This window comes from Stakelama pacifica (assembly GCF_004361835.1).
Classification (GTDB): Bacteria; Pseudomonadota; Alphaproteobacteria; order Sphingomonadales; family Sphingomonadaceae; genus Sphingomonas; species Sphingomonas pacifica.
In genome coordinates, this window is the sequence record NZ_SNWD01000001.1 from 665,724 (window position 1) to 687,787 (window position 22,064).

Consider the following 22,064-nt stretch of genomic DNA (forward strand, 5'->3'; position numbering starts at 1 on the left):
AGGGGAGTTAGACAATGATAAGAGGCGCTGGAGGCGTCCTGATACTGGCTGGCCTGGCATTATCGATCCCGCTCAACGGGGCGAATGCGCAGGCCGGTCCCCGGGTGGCCCCCGATACCCGGCCCCCGACTGGCGCGATGGTTACCCTGCGCAGCGCGGCGCTGGCGGCGCTGACATCGCATCCGCGCATCGCAGAGGCGAGCGGCACGCTCGCTTCGCGCCGCGAGGAAATCGACGAAGCGCGCGCGGGCTATTATCCGCGGATCAGCGCGGGACTTACCGGCGGGTATGACAGCCGCATCCGTGCCTCATGGCGCCCCCGCCCCACCATCTCCGCCGATCAGATGCTGTACGATTTCGGCAAGGTGGCGAGCGCGGTCGAGGCGGCGCGGGCGGGAACGCGCGAGGGGCGCGCGCAACTGTTTCTGGCGATCGACGATCTGGTCCGCGAAACCGCCTATGCCGTGGTCGAATTGCAGCGTTCGGCGGCGCTGCGTCAGGTCGCGCTCGATCAGCTGGCAAGCGTCACCGATATCAGCCGCCTCGTCACCGATCGCTATCAGACCGGTGCCGCGACCCGTTCCGATGCACTTCAGGCAAAGGCGCGGGTCGAGGATGCGCGCGCCACGCTGGCGCAGATATCAGCGACGCATCAGCGCTGGGCGAGCGCGCTTGCCTATCTGATGGGGCGCGATCTGCCGGTCGAGCGAGTGGCGATGCAGGAGCCCGACTGGCTGAAGCGCGCCTGCTCGATCACGGGAACCCATCCGGACGAGATACCGGCGGTGATGGTGGCGCGGGCCAGGCGCGACCGCGCACGCGCCGACCTTCATCGCGCCCATGCCGATCAATTGCCGACCCTGTCGATCGGCGGCGATGCCTCGACCGATATATTTTCGCCGACCTCAGACCGTAGCATCTACAGCGTCGGCCTGAACGTTTCGAGCGAGATTTTCAGCGGCGGCGCGCGCAAGGCGCGGGCACGCGGCGCCGAATATGCTCTGGGATCGGCCAATGCGGGTATTGCGCGCGCCGAGCTGGAGGCGCGGCGCAACCTTGCCGAAGCGCGCACGCAGGTGCCGTTGCTGCGTGATCTGCTCGCCACGCTGGAAACCCGCCGCGCCGATATGGCGGAAACCGGACGGCTCTATCGGATGCAATATCTTCAGATGGGGACACGAACGCTGGTCGACCTGCTCAATGCCGAACAGGAATTGCATCAGGTCGGTTTCGACGCAGCGAACACCGCGCACGATCTGCGCCGCCTCGAACTCGACTGCCTGTATAATGACGGCGCGCTGCGCACCGCCTTCGATCTCGACCCGCTGGTTGCGGAGATGGCGTCTTGAAAGTTACGGTGCAAAGCGACGGCGAGGCCCGAAGCGATAGCCTGACCCGATGGGTCGACATGCTGCGGATCGTGGCGCGGCAATATCGCCTGCCGCTTTCCGAACAGAGCGCGCGCAATGCGGGTGCATGGCAAAGCAGCGAGAGCGAGCAAAAAATGGTCCGCGCCATCGCCCGCGCGAGCGGACTCGGCGTGCGGTTTTCCGATGCGAAAGAGATGCGGCTCACCCGCTGGCGCCTGCCGCTGATCGCGCGGCTCGACGATGGCGAACTGGCGCTCGTTACCGCCCTCGAAGCGGAAGGCGGGGCGAGCGTCACGCTGTCGGGCGATGACGGCATGGCAAGCCGGATGCCGGTGGACCAGCTGCTCGAAAGCACGATTTTCTTCGTGATCCCCCGCCCCGCGCGCTCCGCACCCGATCCGCGCGTCGATGCCTATATCCGCCCCTATGAGGAGCATTGGCTGCGCCGCATCCTGCTGCGCGATGCTCCTGCTTATGGGCATGTCATGGTCGCATCGATCATCGCCAACTGCCTTGCGCTCGCGACCGTGCTGTTTTCGATGCAGGTCTATGACCGGGTCGTTCCGGCCAAATCGATGCCGACCCTCTATATCCTCTTTATCGGGGTACTGCTGGCGATCGGGTTCGACTTTCTGCTGCAGCGGCTGCGCATGGAAATCGTCGACGTGCTGGGCAAGCGCGCCGATCTGCGCATGTCGGACCGCGTTTTCGGCCATGCGCTGCGCGTGCGGACCAGCGCGCGGCCGCGCTCGACCGGCACCTTTATCGCGCAGTTGCGCGACCTCGATCAGGTGCGCGATCTTCTGACATCGACTACCGTGGCGGCCATCGCTGACCTGCCCTTTTTCCTGCTGTTCCTCACCATTTTATGGTTCATCGGCGGCGTGCTCGCGCTGGTACCGCTGGGCGCGGCGGTGCTGCTGGTCGTGCCGGGTATCCTCGCCCAGCGCCGAATGCGCAATTATGCGACGGAGGCGATGCGCGAATCCTCGTTGCGCAACGCGCTGCTCGTCGAATCGGTGCAGGGGATTGAGGATATCAAGACCCTGCAGGCCGAGGATCGGTTCCAGCAGCAATGGAATCACTATAATTCTGTCTCGGGCGAGGCTCAGCTGAAGCTGCGAGGGCTGACCAACGGGCTGACCATCTGGACCCGCAATGTGCAGAACGGCGTCTATGCGGGCGTGGTGTTCGTCGGCGCGCCGATGGTCATTGCGGGCGATATCACCACCGGCGCGCTGGTCGCGGTTTCGATCCTGGGGTCGCGCATGATGGCCCCGATGGCGCAGGTCAGCCAGCTGCTCAGCCGCTTTCAGCAGGCACGGATCGCCGCGCAGGGGCTGGACGAGATTATGGCGCTGCCCGTCGATGCGCCCGAGGCCGAGCAGCGCATCCCCCTTCCCGCCATTGCAGGCAGCTTCGCGCTGCGTCAGGCGGCGTTCGCATATGGCGAACCGGACGCGCCGCCGGCGCTGACCATCGCCGCACTCGACATCGCGCAGGGGGAGAAGGTCGGCCTGCTCGGCCGCAACGGCGCGGGCAAATCGACGCTGTTGCAGGGGCTGTCGGGACTGATGCGCCCGGTTGCGGGCGAAGTGCTGATCGACGATCTCGCCATGCATCAGGTCGATCCTGCCGATCTGCGCCGCGATATCGGCGTGCTGACTCAGGACAGCCGCCTGTTCCACGGCACCTTGCGCGAAAATCTGACGCTCGGCGCCCCGCAGGCAAGCGCGCAGGCGATCTGGCAGGCGCTCGCGATGGTCGGTGCCGCGCCGTTCGTGAAGCAGCTTCGCGACGGGCTGGAACATGTCGTGCTGGAAGGCGGCAAGGGGCTGTCGGGCGGGCAGGTGCAGACGCTGCTCCTCGCCCGGCTGTTGCTGCGCGATCCCGCCGTTGTGCTGCTCGACGAACCCACCGCCGCGATGGATGAGACAGCCGAGCGCCAGTTCATTCAGCGGTTCAAACCCTGGGCAGCCGAGCGCACTGTCATCCTCGCCACCCATCGCATGCGGGTGCTCGATATGGTCGATCGGGTGATCGTCATCGATTCGGGCCGGATCGTCCTCGATCAGCCGCGCGACGCCGCGCTGCGCACCATGCAGCAGGCAAAGGGGCAGCAGGCAAAAGCGAGTAGCGCGGCATGAGCGCGGCCGCGACCTTCGACGATGACCTGCCCGGCGATGGCGAGCGCCACCGGCTGACCGGCACCAAAAGGCTGATCTGGGTGCTCGCCGCGCTGTTCGCTGCCGCGCTTGGCTGGGCCTATTTCGCTCAGCTCGACGAAGTCGCGACCGGCACGGGCAAGGTGGTACCGACCAGCCATGAACAGATCATCCAGTCGCTCGAAGGCGGCATCGTCGCCGAAATGAACGTCCGTCAGGACGATCTGGTACAGCGCGGGCAGGTGCTCGCCCGGCTCGACCCGACGCAGGCGGGATCGACCGTCGATGAAAGCGCCGCCAAATATCGCGCAGCACTTGCCGCACAGGCGCGGCTCACCGCCGAAGTGAACGGAACGACGCTCAGTTTCCCCGACGAACTGAACGGCTATGATGCGATCAAACAGAGCGAAGCCCGGCTCTATCGCACTCGCCGTGCCGCGCTGGAGGATTCGCTCCACCTCATCAACCAGTCGCTGGCGCTGATCAACGATCAGCTCGCGATCGGCGAACGGCTGAGCAAGGTCGGCGCAGCGAGCGATGTCGAGGTCATTCGCCTGAAGCGCGACCGTGCCGAGATGGCGCTCAAAAAGGCCGATCTGCGCTCGCAATATCTGGTCGAGGCGCGGCAGGATCTGGCGAAGGTGAGCGAGGATGTCGAATCGCTCGCCCCCGTGGTGCGCGGGCGTTCGGACACGCTCAACCGGCTCACCCTGCGCTCGCCCGTGCGCGGCGTGGTGAAAAGCGTCGAGGTCGCGACCGTGGGCGGCGTCGTCCCGCCCAATGGCGAGGTGATGCGCATCGTGCCGCGCGACGACCGCCTGCTGATCGAAGCGCGGATTTCGCCGCGCGACATCGCCTTCATCCATCCGGGTCAGCGGGCGAGCGTCAAAATCTCGGCCTATGATTATTCGATCTATGGCGGACTGGAGGGAGAGGTTTCCAGCATCTCCCCCGACACGATCCGCGACGAACTGGAGCCGGAAATCTTTTATTATCGCGTGTTCGTGCGCACCGACAGCGATGCGCTGGTCAATGACAAAGGACGCAAATTCGCGATCGCTCCGGGCATGGTGGCAACCGTCGACATCCACACCGGCAACAAGACCGTCCTCCAATATCTTCTGAAACCGCTCAACCGGGCGAATGAGGCGCTGCGCGAACGATGACCCGAATAGTTTCCGCCACCCGGATCGGGGCCGACCGCCTCGCTCTGCTTGCCCCGCATGCTCTGGCCTGCCCCGTCCTCACCATCGCCGGGAAGCCGCGCTGCATCCTGTTCGTATCGGCAAGCAACGGCCACGCCCGCGCCACCGTAGTCACCGGTACCGGCCCTGACGGCGCTTCCGCATGGCACATGGCGATGACCCGGATCGAACAGATCGACGCGCCGCTCGACTGGCTTCGCCTCGACATGGTGCAGGCGGTGGACGAGAGCAGCTGGCACGCCTTGCGCGCCCGACTGAACCGCGTGCAGCGCAACCATTTCCGGCTCGGCATTTCGCTCGACAGCCGGTTCGAACATGCTTTCCTCGAAACCGAGCTCAATGCCAATGCCATGCTGTGCGGCGGCGCGGACAGCGAAACGGCGCAGGTGAACGAAGCCGCTTTTACGCGCTATGCCTGTCGCCGGCATATTCTGGGCCATGTCGATTTCGGCGATTCGACACCGCTCTGGCTGTTTTCGACCAGAGCGGTCTTCGCGGCAGAGGACGGGCTGGTCCATCCCATCGCCGCCCAAGGGCGCGATGCGGGGCGGCGCGATATCGCCGGGCCGACGCCCGACCTGCTGCGCGATCTGATCGCCAAAAGCGCGCGCTATCTCGCCGCGCAGGTCAGCGGCGACGGTCGCTTCGTCTATGGGCGCGAACCCTGTTCGGGGCGCGAAATGCCAAGCTATAATGCCTGCCACCATGCCGTGGCGCTGCAGGCACTCGTCGAGGCATGGGACCTCACCCGCGATCCGCTGTGCCACGCGGCGATCGATCGCGCGATGGAATATCTGCTCGACCGGCTCGTCCGCCCTGCTGTACTTGAATCGGGAAGCGAGGTTGCGTTTCTGACCGGGGAAAAGGGTGAGGTGCAGCTTGGCGGCACCGCTGCCTGCCTGCTTGCGCTGATCAGCCATGCCGAACGGACCGGATCGACGCAAAATCGCGCGCTGATGGTGCGCCTCGCCGAGAGCATTCTTTCGATGCAGGACCCGGGGGCCGGCAATTTCACCCGGATGCTCGATTATCGCTCACCAGCGATACAGCAGCGTTCCCGCCATCCTGATGAGGACTCAGCAGCGGCCCTAGCTCTCATGCGATTATATGCGCTGACCGGCGACAAGCGGCTGATCGCGGCGGTGGAACATGCCTGCGCCCATTTCATCCGCACCGAATATCAGCGCGCACCCGATCCATGCCTTTCCCGCTGCCTGGCGGAGCTGGTACGCTATCGCCCGGAGGAGCGCTATTTCCGCCTCGGCATCGACATGATCGCTGCGCATCCGGATACGGGGGAACGCGCGGCGTCCCCCTCGCCTGCGCTGCTGGAAACGCTGCTGGCCGGGCGCGACCTGCTGGACCGGCTGAGCGCCACGCCCGAACACCGCCATTTGGTCGATATGGTCGATCGCGCCATGTTCGATCGAAGGCTGCACCGTTGCGAACGGGCGTTGATGAATGCTCATTTCTGGCCCGAACTTGCGATGTATTTCCCCAGCCCCGGCGAGATTACGGGCAGTTTTTTCCTTCGGAACAAGGGGTTTCGCGTGCGGATCGACGATGTCGGGCAATATGTATCGAGCGCAATCGCCTGTCGCGGCCATCTGGTCGCGGACAGTCCCGAATCCTCGCCTCGTCCCCAGCCGCGGCAGGCAGGATGCGCTCTCGCGTCACCGCAGCCGCCAAAAGGCTTTTCCCCCCAGTTCTCGCTGCTCGATTTTGCAAGGAAGGTCCGCGCCGCGCGCGATGCGCATACTGCCGATTTCCCGAAAAACGTCTTTCGCGACAGCGCCTGGGACATGATGATCGAGCTGATGATCGCGCATGAAGAGGGGCGCAGTCTCTGCATGAAGGATGTCATGCTGGCGGCGAGTGAAACGCCCGCCGGTGCGGCGCGGCGGGTCGACGGCCTTACCGAGGCCGGTCTGGTCCGTCGTCATGCCGACAATCAGGATCAGCGCCGCATTCACGTATCGCTGACCCCGAAAGGCCATGCCGCCTTCGCCGGATTGCTTCGCGACATGTTTTCGCTGGGCCCGGTCGATGCAAAGGCGGTACGCTCCCGTGCCGAAAATGAATATCGAACCTGAACCGCAAGCCTCCGCTCAGCGCCGTTGCCCTCACCGACTGAGGACGAGTGGCGTCTACCCGCATATGCTGCAAACGACCCTGCCGCAACGAGCGTTTCGCCGACGAGCCGTGAACAAGACAGCCGCAAATTCAACGGCAGCTATCGCCGCACCGGACCTGCAACGGTGTTGTGCCGCCGCACTGCGTGCGATCGTGCGCCATCAGAACCATGCCCTGAGGCCGAGCAGCAGTGAGACCCTGTCCGTGTCTTCGCCGGCAGCCCGTGCGAAGTCGGCAGTGTCACCGATCTTCGCCTCATATCCGACGCCGATATAGGGCGCGAACTCGCGCGCAAATTCGTATCGCAGCCGCAATCCGGTCTCGACGGTCGTGATTCCCGCGCCGGTCCTGCGTTCGGGGATGTCCTGTGCCGCGAAGGAAAGTTCCGCCCGGGGCTGCAGGATCAGGCGCTGCGTGATGCGCTGGTCATATTCCGCTTCGATCCGTGCGGTCAGGTCGCCCCGGTCCGAAAGGAATGCGGCGGCGTCAAGCTCGAACATATAAGGGGCGAGGCCCTGCACCCCGAGCACGGCGTGGCCGCGGCTATCCGGTTCGAAGTCATAGCGCACTCCGGACTGCAAGTCGAACCATGGGCCGATCGCGTGGCTCCACAAGGCCTGTATCTGCGCACTTTCAACACCGCCGCCGAATACGCCTTCGCCCTCGCTCTTGACCCAGAGCTTGTCAGCGTCATTGCCGTACCATCCTTGCGCATCCCACAGGTACAGATCCTCGCCCTCACCGCTGCGTACTTCGAATCGTTCGAACATGATGGTGGCGAGCGCGAAATCGTCCATCGTGGCGAGTTCATCGCGCGAGGGTGCCATGGCGGCCGCGCCGTAGGTCATCTCGGCAGCATGTCGCGGCCCTTGCAGCGCGCGCGGCGGGGGACCGGATGCCGGCGGCGCGGGCGTCACGCCGTCATGGTCCATATACTCCATGGGTCCGTGCGCCCCCTCATCCATCGCGCCGTGGGACATCGTATGATGTCCGGTATGCCCGATATGCGCCGAGGGGGGCTCTGCCATGGCGGCAGCAGCGTCCCGCTCGTCAGCCGGTGCGGAATGGCCGCTATGCCCGTGGTCCTGCGCGGCGGCGGGCGTCGCGAGCAGCGCCACAGCGGCGAAGAGCACCGCGCGCATCAGAGGTTTCCCGCTTCGGGGAACGGGCGCACCGTCACCACCTGCATCATGCCGGCATGCATGTGGTACAGCAGATGGCAGTGAAAGGCCCAGTCACCCGGCTCGTTGGCGGTGAGATCGAAGCTTGCCCTGCTGCCCGGCTGCACGATCAGCGTGTGCTTCAGGGGCTGGCGCGCGGCATCGACCCCGTTGACCAGCTCGAAAAAATGTCCGTGCAGGTGAATGGGGTGCGCCATCATCGTGTCGTTCACCAGGGTCACACGCACCCGCTCGTCATAGCCGAAGCGGATCGGATCTTCGGTCACGGCGGAGAACTTCCGGCCGTCGAACGACCACATATAGCGTTCCATATTGCCGGTGAGGTGGATCTGAAGGCTGCGTTCGGGCGCGCGAACCGCTCGTGGGTGCCGCGCGACGAGATCGGTGTAGCGCAGCACGCGATGCGACACCGCATCGAGCCCCAGCCCCGGGAAGTCCATGCGATCCACCGGCATCGGCGCGACCATGTCCACGCCTGTCCCGTTCGCATCAGGCGGAAGTTTCGACAGGTCCCGCATCGAATGGTGCATTCCGTGTCGGGCCGTCGCCCCCCGGTTCATCGGAGCACCCGGAGCCGAACCATGCCCGATTCCCGGCCCCTCCGCACGGGCATCGGGGCGCATCGCGCCGCCGTTCGCGCCGTCCATGCTCCCCATGCCCATGTCTGCCATGGTGAGCGTAACCGGATCACGCAGCGGCGGGATCGCAGCGCGTTCGCCGGTGGCAGAGGTCAGCGAAGCTACGGCCATGCCAGACCGGTCCATCGCCTCAGCAACGATCGTGTGCGCGCCCGCGTCGGGCTCCACGATCAGATCGTAGGTTTCGGCGACGCCGATCTGAAGCTCGTCCACCTCGAAATCGCGCACGTCCTGCCCGTCGGACTGAATGACGGTCAGCGGCACGCCGGGAATGCGAACGTTGAAAAAGGTCATCGCGCTGCCGTTGATGATCCGCAGCCGCACCCGCTCGCCGGGTACGAACAGGAACTCGAGATCGTCTGAGGGGGCGTGACCGTTGACGAGGAAGCTATAGGTCGAGCCGGTGACGTCCGAAATGTCGCGCGGATCCATGCGCATGCGGCCCCAGCGGATCCGCTCGGCCAACGGCTGCTTGCCTGCCGTTGCAGTCTGCCGGTTGTAGTTGAAATACCCATCAGAAATCTTGAGCTTTCGCATCACCTCATGCGGGTGGAGCGGCGTGAACTCGCTCAGCAGGATGATATATTCGCGGTCATAACTGCGATCCTCCGGCTCCGCCGGATCGATGATCAGTGGTCCGTAGTGCCCCATCTGCTCCTGTAGCCCCGAGTGGCTGTGCCACCAGTACGTCCCTGCCTGCCGCACCGGAATTTCGTAGGTGAAGGTCTCCCCCGGCCGGATTCCGGGGAAGCTCACACCGGGCACGCCGTCGAACTGGAACGGTACAAGCAATCCGTGCCAGTGGATCGAAGTGTCTTCTTCGAGTTCGTTGGTGACATGGAGCCGGACCGTCCGTCCTTCGCGCAGCCGAAGCATCGGGCCGGGGATCGTCCCGTTGATGGTGACGGCGTGGCCGGCGCGACCGCCTGCGGCAAAATGGCTGCGACACACCGTCAGCCGGATGTCGTCGCCGTGCAGCGTGTCGAAACCCTTCGCGGCGTGCCGCAGATCTCCGCGCGCCCAGGCAGGCATCGGCAATGACACGGCGGCGGCAAGGGCGGCGGTCCCGGAAATCAGCCCACGGCGGGAAAGCGTAAGCTGATCATGTATTTCCTGTCTTCCCATATCTCCCGAATATATACCCCCCATGGGTATTTCAAGGACGGAACGATTGCCCTGCGACGAGCGCCAGACCAGAGATGAACCAAGACGATCACGGCATGCATTCAACCATCATCCTGAAAGGGTTGGCGTGACAGCGCTTCGTCCGGGCCAATGGTCTATCGCGAAAACTGCTTCAGATGGTCCTGAATGAAATCGGTGAAATCGTGCGGCGGCTTGCCGGTCAGGCGTTCGATCTCGAAGGTCGGGTCGATGTCGTGGTGCCCGACGACGACATCGTCGAACTGCACAACGAGCCCGTTTGCCATCCATTTCGAGTTGCCCGTCAGGCGCAGGATCGCCCGGAACACCGGCGAAGGCAGGTCGAGATAGCGCACCTTGTGACCCAGCGCTTTCGACAGGCGGGCAGAGGCTTCCTTCATGTCGATCGTTTCCGGCCCGGTCAGGAAATAGGTCGCGCCTTTGTGACCATCCTGCGTCAGCACGGCTGCGGCAACGCGAGCGACGTCGCGCGTATCGACCCAGGAGACCGAGCCGCTACCCGTTACCTGCGGCAAAAAGCCCTTGGCGATCGGATCCCTGAACCACAGGAAATTCTGCATGAACGCGGTGGGCTTCAGGATCGTCCAGTCGACGCCGGAGGCGCGGAGATGATGGTCGATCAGCGCATGTGCCTTCGCCCAGGGCACTGGCGAGCGGACATTACTGTCCGAGGCGGAAATCTTCACGATGCGACCGATACCGGCTTCCTTCGCCGCATCGATCGCCGTGGTTTCCTGTTCGACCTGTTGCGGCGTGGGCGGGGTGATGAGGAACATTGTATCGATGCCCTGCATTGCGGAGGACAGCGTTTCCGGCCGGTCGAAATCGCCCAGCACAGCATCCACGCCCTGCTTGCGGAAGTTCGTGATCTGCGTTTCCTTGCGGCACATCGCCCGGAAAGGCGTTCCTGCAGCCTTGAAAATCCGACAGATTTCGCCGCCAATGCCGCCGGTTGCACCTGATACCAGAATCATAACAGAAGCTCCTTTTAAGAGTTGGGGTTTGGGTCGGAAGGCGCGGCGGCACGGTCCAGCCATTCGGCCAGAATGGTGTTCATCGCGTCGAGAGTTCGCACCGCCTCCTGAATTCGCGCTGAGCCGACGCGATCGGCAATCTCCTCGTCGAGCGCCGCTACCGCCTGCTCAGCACCCATAACGGCTTCGATTCCCGCTTCGGTGAGGAGGACGAGCTTGGCCCGGCGGTGGTGCGGATTGTCCCGGAATTCGACCATTCCGCGCTCGGCGAGCAGGTCGACGATGCGCTGCACCGCCTGCCGCGTCAGCCCCATATTCCTTGCGATCGAAGCGGTAGGAAGCGGCACGGGCGAGTAGCGCAGCGCGCCCAGCACCTGCCACCACGCGCTGGTCAGCCCCAGCGGGGCGACCAGTTCATTTCCGGTCGCGATCAGCCTTCCGCTGGTTGCGAAGACGGTGAGGGCAAGTTCGCGTACATCAGTTTTCCGGTTCGGCATAAGACAGCACATCACCCATTGGACAATATATTGTCGAAATCTTCTCAACGGCAAATGGTTCCCACGCCGGAGCGCAAGTGTCGGACCTGACGATCCGGGGTGCCCGGCTAGTCGGCAGGAGTCATGGCTGAGAGAAGATCGCTCACCGTTCCGTCGCGCTCGGCGAACCGGAACGGCTTCACTTCATCGACGATGATCTCGTCTGCGCTCGGGCGATCGATGCGGGGACGATCCTGAAGCTCGGATCGCGCACAGTGCCTGTAGCCAGCCGCGGCGAGAGGATTCAGGGCAACGACCGGGATGAAGCCCGTGAATATCACAAGACGCTGCGACTTTAAGCCTGCTCCTGACCGGCGAAGCTACCGCCGATATGGCGACATTCTCGGTCGAATATGCGAGTGTTTCGCAGCTCGCAGGCGAATATCGCCCTATGTTCGGAGCGTCACCCATGCACGGCACCCGGCAAGCGGGTGAGCGATGGTTATCTCCCCCGGTTCGCTCGCTCAGGCGCTGGCGCGCCGGATCAGGCTGAGCGGAATCTTCACAGTCTCTGCCGGTTCGCCCTCCATTCGCGCGAACAGGCAGTCGAGCAAAGTTTCCGCCGCCAGTTTCAGATCCTGCCGCACCGTTGTCAGCGGCGGAAAGCTGTAGGCGGCAAGCGAGACATCGTCATAACCGACCACCGCAACATCCTCCGGCACACGGCGCCCAAGTTGTTGCAGTGCCCGCAACAGGCTCATCGCGATCACGTCCGAAGCCGCGAAAATCGCGTCGAGGGCGACCTCATCGCTCAGCATCTCCGCCAGCATTTCAGCGAGCACCGGCGATGCCTGATCGAGCGCGAGCGGGACCGGAATATGCGGGCCGGGCTCGACGCCATGGTCACGGTGCGCAGAAAGATAGCCGGACCAGCGCGCCGACAGTTCGGGAATGTCGTGCATTCCGGCGAAGGCGATCCGTCGGCGCCCCTGATCCAGCAGATGCTTCGTCGCCAGCTTGCCGCCAAGCATATTATCGGTGCCGACACAGCAATAGTTGCTTTGCGCCGACGCTTCGCCCCACACTACCAGCGGTTGATAATGTTCGCCGACCCGTTCGAGCACCGCTTCCTGATTGGACTGGCAGAGAACAATGACGCCATCGACACTGCCGCCGCGGCAAATACTGGTCAGCCAGTTTTCATCCGCCGGGGCAACGGCGGAGAGCAACATATTGTGCTCGCGCTGGGCGAGCCCGTCCATGAGATTGCCGATCAGCGCGGTGTAAAAAGGGTCCGAGACCCGCTGGGCGCTCTCATGCCCCAGCGGAATGACACAGGCAATCGAACGGGTACGCCCCATGCGAAGGTTGCGCGCAGTCTGGTTGATGTGAAAACCATGCTGTTCGGCAAGGCTGCGAATGCGGACCCGCGTCTTCTCGCTGATCCTCGGGCTGTCGGCCAGCGCGCGGGAAACCGTTGCCGGTGTCACTCCCGCAAGCGCCGCGATATCCGCAAGGGTTTCAACCGGTTTGGACATTGCTTCCCTGTTCCGCCCTCAAGAGTTCGAGCGTGCTCCCGATATTTGCCGGGCGGCGTCGCCACCGGTTTCGCAAGGCACAGCATAATGAAAACGGCACCGGGGGTAAGCGCAAATCGCTCCGCACGGAAAAACCCCCCGCCCGCACCGCTGACCTTTCTCAAGACGCAGCGGTGCAGGCTGTGAGGACATTCAGGGTGCCGGATCGTCAGCGCAGGCTGACTTGCACCCGACCACGCGCCTGATCCGCAGGAAGCGTGAAGCTGAGCGTCTGCGCCGCTGCATCACTGCTGACGGGGAGCGCAGCGTTCGCGGCCAGCACCTTGCCATTGCCGCTCCAGCCATGGACGGTGACCGCGATCTCCTTCCACCAGGGCGTATAGCGGCCCTGCGGGTCATCAAAGGCGATGGTCAGCGACCCGTCCGCAGCCTGTGTGCAGCGCACCTGCTGACGGAAGAATTCGCCCTTCTCATACCCCATCGTCACCCCGTCATCGGCGTAGATCGTGCCCTTGCAGTCCGCGCCCGGATAGATGTCGAGCGATAGCGGACCATCGGGCGTCTGCGCTGTGCTCTGCACCAGCGGCTGCCGCGGCAGAATGGTGCCTGCCCGAACGAAGACCGGCAGATAGTCGATGCGCGGCGTTTCCTCGACCCGGGTAACCCCCTGTTGCTGCCCCTGCACGTCGCCCGCCGCAAGCCGCGCCCGTGCTTCCGCGCCGTCTGCGCCAGCGGCGGGTTTGCCCGTCCAGTAATCATACCAGCCACCGGCGGGCAGGCAGACGTCGTAGCTTCGCGGCGATTCCGGATTGGGCGGCGGCGCGATCATCAGGTTCGCACCCATTGTGAACACCATCGACTGATCGCACGGCGCGTTGATCGCGGCGGGATAGTCGTAAAAGATCGGACGCATGATCGGGTCGCCGGTGCGCGCATTGCGCTCGGCAAGCTCGTACAGATAGGGCATCAGCCGATAGCGTTCGTTGACGAACCGGCGGCGAATGGCGAGATGCTTTTCGCCGTCGACCCATGGTTCGGCGCGCGGCGTATCCTTTGCCGAATGGTCGCGGAAAATCGGCATGAACGCGCCGATTTCGAACCAGCGGGTGAGCAGATCGGCGCTCGGCCCACCGGCAAAACCACCCGCATCGGCGGCGCTGTACGAAAAGCCGGAAAGGCCCAGATTGATGAGCTGGTGGACCGCCAGTTTCAGATGGTCCCAGGTCGAACTGTTATCGCCCGTCCAGGTCACCGAATAGCGCTGTCCCCCCGCATAGCTGGCCCGCGTCATGACGAAGGGTCGCAGATCGGGGCGCAATTCCTTCAGCCCCTCGAACGTCGCGCGGGTATTTTCCATGCCATAGACATTGTGGATTTCGGCATGGCTTGCATCGCGGCTCGCAAAATCGTCGCTTTCGATGCGGTGAATATTGTCGAGCGGCATGGTCTTGGTCGGCGTTTCGAAAATCGCCGGTTCGTTCATGTCGTTCCAGAAACCGGCAATGCCGTCGTCCAGAAATTCGCGGTACAGCCCGCCCCACCATTTGCGCGCCTGCTTCGTGGTGAAATCGGGAAAGACTGAATCGCCCGGCCACACCGGCGCGACATAGGTGCTGCCATCCGCCTTACGCACCCACCGGTCGTTGGTGCGATAGGGTGCGTAGCTGCCGTCATCGACCTTCGCGATATGCAGATCGGTGATCGCGACCAGCTTGATCCCCTCATCCTTCATATCGGCGGCGAGGCCCTTCAGGTCGGGAAAGGTTTCGCTGTTCACCGTAAAGGGGCGGTTGCGATCCTGAAAATCGATGTCGAGCCAGATAACGTCAGTCGGGATCTGCTCCTTGCGCAGCCGGTCGGCGACATCGCGCACTTCCTTGGCGCTCATATAGCTGTAGCGCGACTGCTGATAGCCGAGCCCCCATTTCGGGGTAAGCGGCGCCTTTCCGGTCAGATCGGTATAGCGGCGCACGACTTCGGCCGTGCTGGGGCCGTTGATGACATAATAGTCGATCGGCCCGTCGGGCCCGCCGAATGCGAGCACATTCTCTTCGCGATGCCCGAAATCGAACCAGGTGCGCCATGTATTGTCGAGGAAGATGCCATAGCTGCCGCCCTCCCCGCCGACACCGATGAAGAAGGGGATCGATTTGTAGATCGGATCGGCGCTGCTCGAAAAGCCAAAGGCGTCGGTATTCCAGTCGACATAGCTATAGCCGCGCCGGTCAAGCTGACCGGTTTTGTCGCCCATGCCGAAATAATGTTCCGACTGCGGCATTTGCTTGCGCAGGGTGAAGCGGGTGCCGTTCATGCTGATCGGGTCGGATCGGTCGGCGGTGATGACCTTGCCCGCGGAATCGGTGATCGTCATCGCCCCGCTGACCGGATCGATCCGCACGCGCATGGTGGGCGTCGCAAAGCCGGTATCGGTCGCGGACACCTTGATCGATTGCTTTCGCATTTCCGGCGAAACCGCCCAGCTTGCGTCTTCGGGGAAGGTCCCGTCGCGCGCGATGCGTACCCGCAAAATGTCATCGGTAACCGCAGTGACGCGCAGGACCATCTGGCCTTTGCGAAGCGCGATGCCGTTTTCCAAATGCTCGAATGTGCCTTGCGCCTGCAAAGCTGCGGCTGCCGGTTTGGGCGCGGCCTGTGCCGCCATCGGCACGCACAGCATTGCCGCACCGGCGATGCCTTGCAGCAATCGGATCTTTCGGCTCATGGTCATTGTTGCTTCCTTCCTCGCCTGAATGATGTCCCGTTGGCCGGGAAAACGGATGTTCGTGTTTAGGATTAGTCCGATACTGCCTTGCATACCGCGTAGCCGAATGCAGGCAGGCGCGCGCGGACGCTGCCGGGTGCTGCCGATTGCGGCGCGCATTCTCCGGCGAGACTCTGCCAGCGCCGTGATGCGACCTCGGTCTGCACCATCTGGTCGACGGGCGCGCGCGCGGTATTGAACAGCAGCAATATCTCGTCGTCCGTAGAGGGATCGAAGCGCGATATGGCAAGCAGGCCCGGCTTCTCTCCCCGATGCCGCAGCACTTGCCGTCCCCGCGTCAGTGCGGGTGTCGATGTGCGCAGATGCGCGAGGCGAGAGATTTGCCTGTAAAGCGGGTGGTCTTCATCGAAATTGCTCACCGCCGTGGTCGCATCGGTGCCGAGCAGATGATTGTCGTTATAGCTTGCGACCTTGCTCGGGAACATATCCTCCCGCGCGCCCTGATCGTCGCCATCGCCGACAAATCCCTGTTCGTCGCCTGAATAGATGGTGGGCACGCCGCGCAGCGTGAGCAGCATCGCATTTGCTAGCTGAACCCGCGCCATCACCTCTTCGGGACCGGCATCGGGAAAATTGCGCGCGATCATCGTCGGCAGCCGGCCATTGTCATGATTGCCGCCAAAGGTCGGCAGCGTCATCGCGGTCGCATAGCCGTCCGCATAAAGCGCATCGCCGTCGAACAGCCTCTCCCATTTGTCGGTACCGGCATCGCCCGCGACCGTTTCCACAATTGCCTGTCGAAAGGCGAAATCAAGCACGGCGGGCAGGCCATAGCGGGTGTAGAGCGCCAGTCCGCCCGGATCGGTGGAAAACAGCGCGACTTCGCCGAAGATGTGGAAATTCGGGATGCCTTTCGCTTTCGCGCGCTCCAGCATCGCGGGGACGAAACGCTTCCAGAACCCCTTATCGACATGGCGCGCCGTATCGATACGGAATCCGTCCACGCCGAACCGGTCGATCCAGCCGCCGAAAATGTCGATCATCCCGTCCACCACGCGCGGATTTTCGGTCATCACGTCATCGAGCCCGGCGAAATCGCCCATGGTCGAGCTTTCGTTGGAAAAGGTCGTGTTGCCGCGATTATGGTAATAGATCGGATCGTTCAGCCATGCCGGAACCTTCACCTTCGCTTCAGCGGGCGGGACGAAGGGCATATAGGCGAAATCGGGATCGGTCAGTTTCGCGAAATTGTCGCGGGTGGCCACGGCATCGCCCGCAAAGCCCGGGTTGATCTTCTCGCCCGTCACGTCGCCTTTCGTCTGATAGGGATAATCGGCAATGCTTCGATAGGGGCAATCGCCCCCCGGACATTCGCGATACCGGATGACATCCGCCGTGTGATTGACGACGATGTCCATATACACCTTCATGCCGCGCGCATGCGCCGCATTCACCAGTCGCGCAAAATCTTCATTGGTGCCGAAATGCGGATCGACCTGCGTGAAATCAGTAATCCAATAGCCGTGATATCCCGCCGACTGGTATTTTCCGCTGCGCTGAACCGCCTTGTTCTTGAAGATCGGCGCGACCCATATGGCGGTGATCCCCATGTCCTGAAGATAGCCGAGCCGGTCGGTCAGTCCTTTCAGGTCTCCGCCATGATAATAGCCCGTCTCTGCGGGGTCGAACCCGGTCACGTCGCGCGAACCTGAAAGGCCGCCGCGATCGTTCGACCGGTCGCCATTTTCAAAGCGGTCGGGCAGCAGGAAATAGATCACCTCATCCTGCGGCACGCGGGTTCGATAATCAGCGCTCGGCGCTGCCTGCGGCTGTCGCGCCGCCGCTCCGACGGGAGCCAGCATCGCGCCGAACGCGAGCAGCGAAATCAGACGGTTTTTCAATTCGGCTCTCCGTTTTTTCCGGGGGCAGCTTCGCGCATCAGATAGGCCTGATGGTCCGGCATGCGCGAAACCACATTGGCGACATGCCGCCGCGCCAGTGTGAGGAATTCGTCGAGATCGCGCTCCGGCACCGTGTCGGCCAACGGGTCATGGCGTTCGGGCATAATCCCTTGCCCCATCAGCACCTGAAGCCAGCCCACATCCGTGAACAGGTCGTCGCTGTCGCGGAACAGCCGCCCCGTCGCGCGGAACAGCTCGATGCGGTGGGCAAGGCGATCAGGCGCGGGCTGATTGCGATATGCCGCCCAGAAGGGCTCAGGCCGGTTCGCGGCATGGTAATGCAGGATCAGAAAGTCGCGGACGCATTCCCATTCGCGCGCCGTCTGCCGGTTATACTCCGCGACCTCCGCCGGGATCGGATCGCCTGCCGGAAACAGTTGCAGCAACCGGTCGATGCCCGACTGGATCAGATGAATGCTCGTCGATTCAAGCGGTTCGAGAAACCCAGAGGCAAGCCCCAGCGCCACGCAATTGGCCTGCCACGCGGCCTTGCGGCGCCCGGTAGCAAACTGCAGCGGACGCGGGTCGGTCAGCGGCGCGCCGTCGAGATTGGCGAGCAACAGATCGGCGGCATCCTGCTCCTCCTGATAGGCGCTGCACCACACCATGCCGTTGCCGGTTCTATGACGAAGCGGGATACGCCATTGCCAGCCAGCCGTGCGGGCGGTGGCGCGGGTATAGGGGTCGAGCGGCGCGGTGGCAGCGCTTTGCACCGCTAGCGCGCGATCGCAGGGAAGCCAGCGGCTCCAGTCTTCATGGCCGACACCCAGCGCGTCCCCGATCAGGCGCGCGGAAAATCCCGTGCAGTCGATAAAGAAACCGCCGGAAACTGCACGGCCATCGTCAAGGTGCAGCGACGCGATATGGCCGCGATCATCGACAGCAACATGATTGATACGCCCCTCAAGGCGCGTAACCCCGGCTTGCTCGGCATGAGCGCGCAACAGGGCGGCATAGCGCGCAGCGTCGAACTGATAGGCCCAGGCGAGCCCGGTCGGCAGTTCGGGTCGTCCCAAATCGGGTGCGAAACGGTTCTGGTGCGCAGCGCACGCCGCAACGGAATATTCGTGCAACGCCCCCGCCCTGCCCGTGCAGCAATGGCGCAGCCAATGCTGGTGAAAGGGGACATTGCCCAGCGGACGGCCGATCGTGCCGAATGCATGGATGTACCGGCTTTCAGGTCCGTTCCACCCGTCAAACTCGATGCCCAGCTTGATGGTGCCATGCGTCGCGGCGAGTAACTGATCCTCGGCAATGCCCAATCGCTGATTGAACAGCCGGATTTGCGGGATCGTCGCTTCGCCCACGCCGACCGTCCCGATCGCTTCGGACTCGACCAGCGTGATCCGCACCGTGTTGGGTAGGAAGCGAGCGAGCGCAGCTGCCGCCATCCACCCCGCGGTGCCACCGCCAGCGATCACCATATGCCTGTTCATGGGGCTGCCCATGGTCGTTTCCCTCGTAAAAATGGGTGAGGTCGGCAGGGCACCCCCTGCTTCCCTCACCCTCGGGGGAGATCAGAAGCGCAGGCTTGCACCCGCCAGGAAGCGACGACCATAGGTCTGATAATCGATCACTTCGCGCTGATTGTCGCCGTTGATCGTGACGAACGGCTCGTCGGTCAGATTCTGGCCCTGCAGGAACACCGACACGTTTTCGAACGGCCCTGCCTTGAAGTCATAGCCGATCTGCGCATCGACGATCGTTTCATCGCGTGCCCGGCGACGGACGCGCTGCGCACCGAAGCCCGACAATTCGCCGACAAAGCTGGAGCGATAGCGCACGCTGCCGCGCACGTTCAGGCCCCATTTTTCAAAGAATACCGTGCCGTTCGCTACCCATTTCGAATAGCCGGGAATATCCTCCGCAGGCGTGCCCGGGCTGGGCCGGATTTTGGTCTTGGTATAGGATAGACCGCCGGTCGCGCCGAAGCCGTCCAGCTCACCAAACAGTTCGCCGAATTGCAGGGTACCGGCAAGCTCAGCGCCGTAGATGCTTCCGCCATCGCCGTTAACCGGAACGGAGTTACGACCGATGCGCGAGACAAGGTCATCTTCAGTGATACCGGTAGGAAGCTGATAGCCGGAAAAGTCGAACGGCGCCTCCTGCGTGTACACAAAGCTCTTTAGATCCTTGTAAAAGGTCTGAATGGCCAGATAGCCGGTATTGCCGAAATATTTCTCCACCGTGAAATCGGCGGAGTTCGAACGGATCGGACGCAAATATGGGTTGCCCCCCTCACCCGTCAGGATGCCTTCTGCCGCATTGTAGCTGTATTTGTTCGCCGCCCGCATATCGTCCATGCGCGGACGCTGCATCTGCCGCGCAACCGCGACGCGGAACACCCATTGCGTGGGCAGGCGAAGCGACAGATTCAGGCTGGGCAGAACGTCGACATAGTTATCGCCGCGCATTACTTCGCCGAACGTCGTACCGTTATACACGAGACCCGACGATTTCTGCTCGGTAAACACCGCCTGCACACCGATATTACCGGTCAGTGTCGATGCACCGATCGGCTGATCGATATTGCCCTGCAAATAGGTCGTCATCACGTCTTCCTGCACGCGGAAGGCGGTCGATACTACGTCGTTGCTGTTATTCACGACGCGCGAATAAATGCCACCATAGAGCAGGTCGCGCGGATCATAGCTGAGGATCGGCCCCAGCCCCAGATAGGTGATGCTCGTCGGATCAAGCCGGTACTGATCGGGCAGCACCGCTTCGCTTGAACCGTCGGCGAGGGTGAGGAAATATTGCGTCGGGGTGAGGCGCTTGGTCCGCTTGGTATAGTTCATACCGAACCGGACCTTGGAAATCGGGCTGCCGAACGTCTCTTTCTCTACCTCAAGGCGATACTGGTTGATCTCATCCTTGATGTCACGGTCGTTATAATAGCCCGCCTGCTTAGTATCGCCGCCCCAGCCAAGCGAGTCGGTGAGCAGGATAAGCGACGGGTCGGAATAATCGAGCGTATGAGTAAAGACAGTACCGGTTTGCGAGGTCGTGAAGCCGATATCGTCAGTCGCGCCATTGCCGGCACCATAGCCGGTGCCGCTATAGCTCTCCAGCACGATTTCCTGACGATCGGTACGCGAATAGCTGAGGTCGAGCTGGGCGGTCCAGCCATTGTCGTCGTGCCAGGTCGTGTTGTAGCCGAACGAATACAGCTTCGCCTTGCGCTGGAAACTGTCGTTGCGGACCACGCCTTCGACGTCGTTGAAGGTACCGCTGGTGACCAGCCCGTCCTCGACCGTTGCTCCGGTCAGCAACGACGTTCCGTTCGCGCCATAGCCGAGCGGCAATTCAATACCGCGCTTCACCTGATCGTCATTGAAGTCCGAATAAAAGCCGTCGAGCGTCATCTTCAGCTGCGGGGTCGGCTGCCATTCCACCGTTCCCTGAAGCCCCATACGCTTCAGCACGGTTGAGGTGACATAGGATTTCGATCCGCCGATCACGTCATTATCGTCAGCCGTCTGGGCATAGCCCCAGCTGTTGAACTCCTGAATCTGATAGGGTTCGTGGAGATAGGATGCGGCGAGCGACACGCCCAGCGTATCGTTGAAGAACTGATCGACATAGGTCGCGTTGACGCGATAGCCCTTATCGTCCGACCCGGCATTCAGCTTGCCCAGATCGGCATAGGTGCCGCGCCCGCCGATCGACAAAACGCGCTTGCCATATTCCAGCGGACGGATGGTGCGAAGATCAACCGTACCCGATAGCCCCTGACCGATCAGCGAGGCGTCGGCGGTCTTGTACACCAGCACCTGATTGATGACTTCGGATGGATACTGATCATATTCTACCGCACGATTGTCGCCGGTCGACGTCTGTTCGCGCCCATTGAGCAATGTCGTCGAAAAGTCCGGCGCGAAGCCGCGGATCGAAATCTGGTTCGACCGGCCGCTCACCCGCTGCGATGTCAGACCCGGCAGACGTGCAATCGATTCCGCGATCGACGCGTCGGGCAGCTTGCCGATGTCTTCGGCGCTGACTGATTCGACCACCTGATTGCTGAGCCGCTTTTCAGCTACGGCATTTTCGAGCGACTGGCGAAAGCCGGTGACGATAATGTCTTCGACTGCACCCGGCGCCGTTGCCCCGTCCTGATTCGAAGTATCGGTTTGCTGCCCCTGCCCGCCATCAGACGACGCCGACTGCGCCCGCACCGTCGGTGCGATCATTAGGGCAATAGCGCTCACACCCAAAGAAAATAGCTGTTTTGCACGGATATTGGACGCGGCTGCGCGTTTCATCGTCTTCCTCCCCAAATGCTCCCCCGCCTTGCCGCGGGTGGAATTAATTGACTTCATTGAATTGATTCGAAGCAGCGCCATACGTGCAATCGATTACGCGCGCAATCGATTGCATGAATTATTTTCAGCATGCGTGCTTCGGCCGCCGCTCCCCGCAACGACGCCTGCTCATAGAGGCCGGGCAGCGCTTCGCTTTAACAACCTGCTCCGGCGTGCCGCCAAGCCTGTCGACTTTCAGATATCCTCACAAAGAAGTTCTGCGATGAACCGAAACG

At 62.8% G+C, this 22,064-nt stretch carries 13 protein-coding genes; 4 read left to right on the forward strand and 9 right to left on the reverse strand.

Annotated features, from left to right (window positions below; translation table 11 throughout):
- Positions 1 to 14: 14 nt before the first annotated feature.
- From EV664_RS02965 to EV664_RS02980, 4 genes are read left to right on the forward strand one after another with little or no spacing between them, the layout of a single operon-like run.
- Positions 15 to 1,349, forward strand: coding sequence for a TolC family protein (locus tag EV664_RS02965; RefSeq protein WP_133494145.1), 1,335 nt, complete (start codon positions 15 to 17; stop codon positions 1,347 to 1,349).
- Positions 1,346 to 3,517 (forward strand): type I secretion system permease/ATPase, encoded by a 2,172-nt coding sequence (locus EV664_RS02970; protein WP_229668056.1) that lies wholly within the window; start codon positions 1,346 to 1,348, stop codon positions 3,515 to 3,517. The genes EV664_RS02965 and EV664_RS02970 overlap by 4 nt, the downstream gene beginning before the upstream one ends.
- On the forward strand, positions 3,514 to 4,701 hold the full coding sequence (locus EV664_RS02975; protein WP_133494146.1) for an HlyD family type I secretion periplasmic adaptor subunit: 1,188 nt from the start codon (positions 3,514 to 3,516) through the stop codon (positions 4,699 to 4,701). Before EV664_RS02970 ends, EV664_RS02975 begins: the two co-directional genes overlap by 4 nt.
- Positions 4,698 to 6,833 (forward strand): winged helix DNA-binding protein, encoded by a 2,136-nt coding sequence (locus tag EV664_RS02980; protein ID WP_133494147.1) that lies wholly within the window; start codon positions 4,698 to 4,700, stop codon positions 6,831 to 6,833. Before EV664_RS02975 ends, EV664_RS02980 begins: the two co-directional genes overlap by 4 nt.
- Before the next feature lie 201 nt (positions 6,834 to 7,034).
- On the opposite strand, the gene EV664_RS02985 is transcribed toward EV664_RS02980, so the two are convergent.
- The 9 genes from EV664_RS02985 to EV664_RS03030 form a co-directional block, all read right to left on the reverse strand.
- A complete protein-coding gene (locus EV664_RS02985) occupies positions 7,035 to 8,015 on the reverse strand; it encodes a copper resistance protein B (protein ID WP_133494148.1) in 981 nt (326 codons plus the stop codon).
- Entirely contained in the window at positions 8,015 to 9,817 is a 1,803-nt protein-coding gene (locus EV664_RS02990) for a copper resistance system multicopper oxidase (RefSeq protein WP_133494149.1), read from the reverse strand. The genes EV664_RS02985 and EV664_RS02990 overlap by 1 nt, the downstream gene beginning before the upstream one ends.
- A 155-nt stretch (positions 9,818 to 9,972) precedes the next feature.
- Positions 9,973 to 10,830 (reverse strand): SDR family oxidoreductase, encoded by an 858-nt coding sequence (locus EV664_RS02995; RefSeq protein WP_133494150.1) that lies wholly within the window; start codon positions 10,828 to 10,830, stop codon positions 9,973 to 9,975.
- Between the two features lie 14 nt (positions 10,831 to 10,844).
- A complete protein-coding gene (locus EV664_RS03000; protein ID WP_133494151.1) occupies positions 10,845 to 11,327 on the reverse strand; it encodes a MarR family winged helix-turn-helix transcriptional regulator in 483 nt (160 codons plus the stop codon).
- 503 nt (positions 11,328 to 11,830) lie between these two features.
- Positions 11,831 to 12,844: a LacI family DNA-binding transcriptional regulator gene (locus EV664_RS03010; protein ID WP_133494152.1), complete on the reverse strand. Its 1,014-nt coding sequence runs from the start codon at positions 12,842 to 12,844 to the stop codon at positions 11,831 to 11,833.
- Between the two features lie 208 nt (positions 12,845 to 13,052).
- The gene (locus tag EV664_RS03015; protein WP_229668058.1) at positions 13,053 to 15,572 is read right to left on the reverse strand and encodes a glycoside hydrolase family 31 protein; all 2,520 of its coding nucleotides are present in this window, start codon (positions 15,570 to 15,572) and stop codon (positions 13,053 to 13,055) included.
- 65 nt (positions 15,573 to 15,637) lie between these two features.
- Complete coding sequence (locus EV664_RS03020; protein WP_133494251.1) at positions 15,638 to 17,428, reverse strand: alpha-amylase family glycosyl hydrolase; 1,791 nt, start codon at positions 17,426 to 17,428, stop codon at positions 15,638 to 15,640.
- 35 nt (positions 17,429 to 17,463) lie between these two features.
- Positions 17,464 to 18,963 carry a tryptophan halogenase family protein gene (locus EV664_RS03025; protein ID WP_211338451.1) on the reverse strand — a complete coding sequence of 500 codons (1,500 nt, stop codon included), beginning with the start codon at positions 18,961 to 18,963 and terminating at the stop codon, positions 17,464 to 17,466.
- A gap of 81 nt (positions 18,964 to 19,044) precedes the next feature.
- Entirely contained in the window at positions 19,045 to 21,717 is a 2,673-nt protein-coding gene (locus EV664_RS03030) for a TonB-dependent receptor (RefSeq protein WP_133494154.1), read from the reverse strand.
- Positions 21,718 to 22,064: the final 347 nt, after the last annotated feature.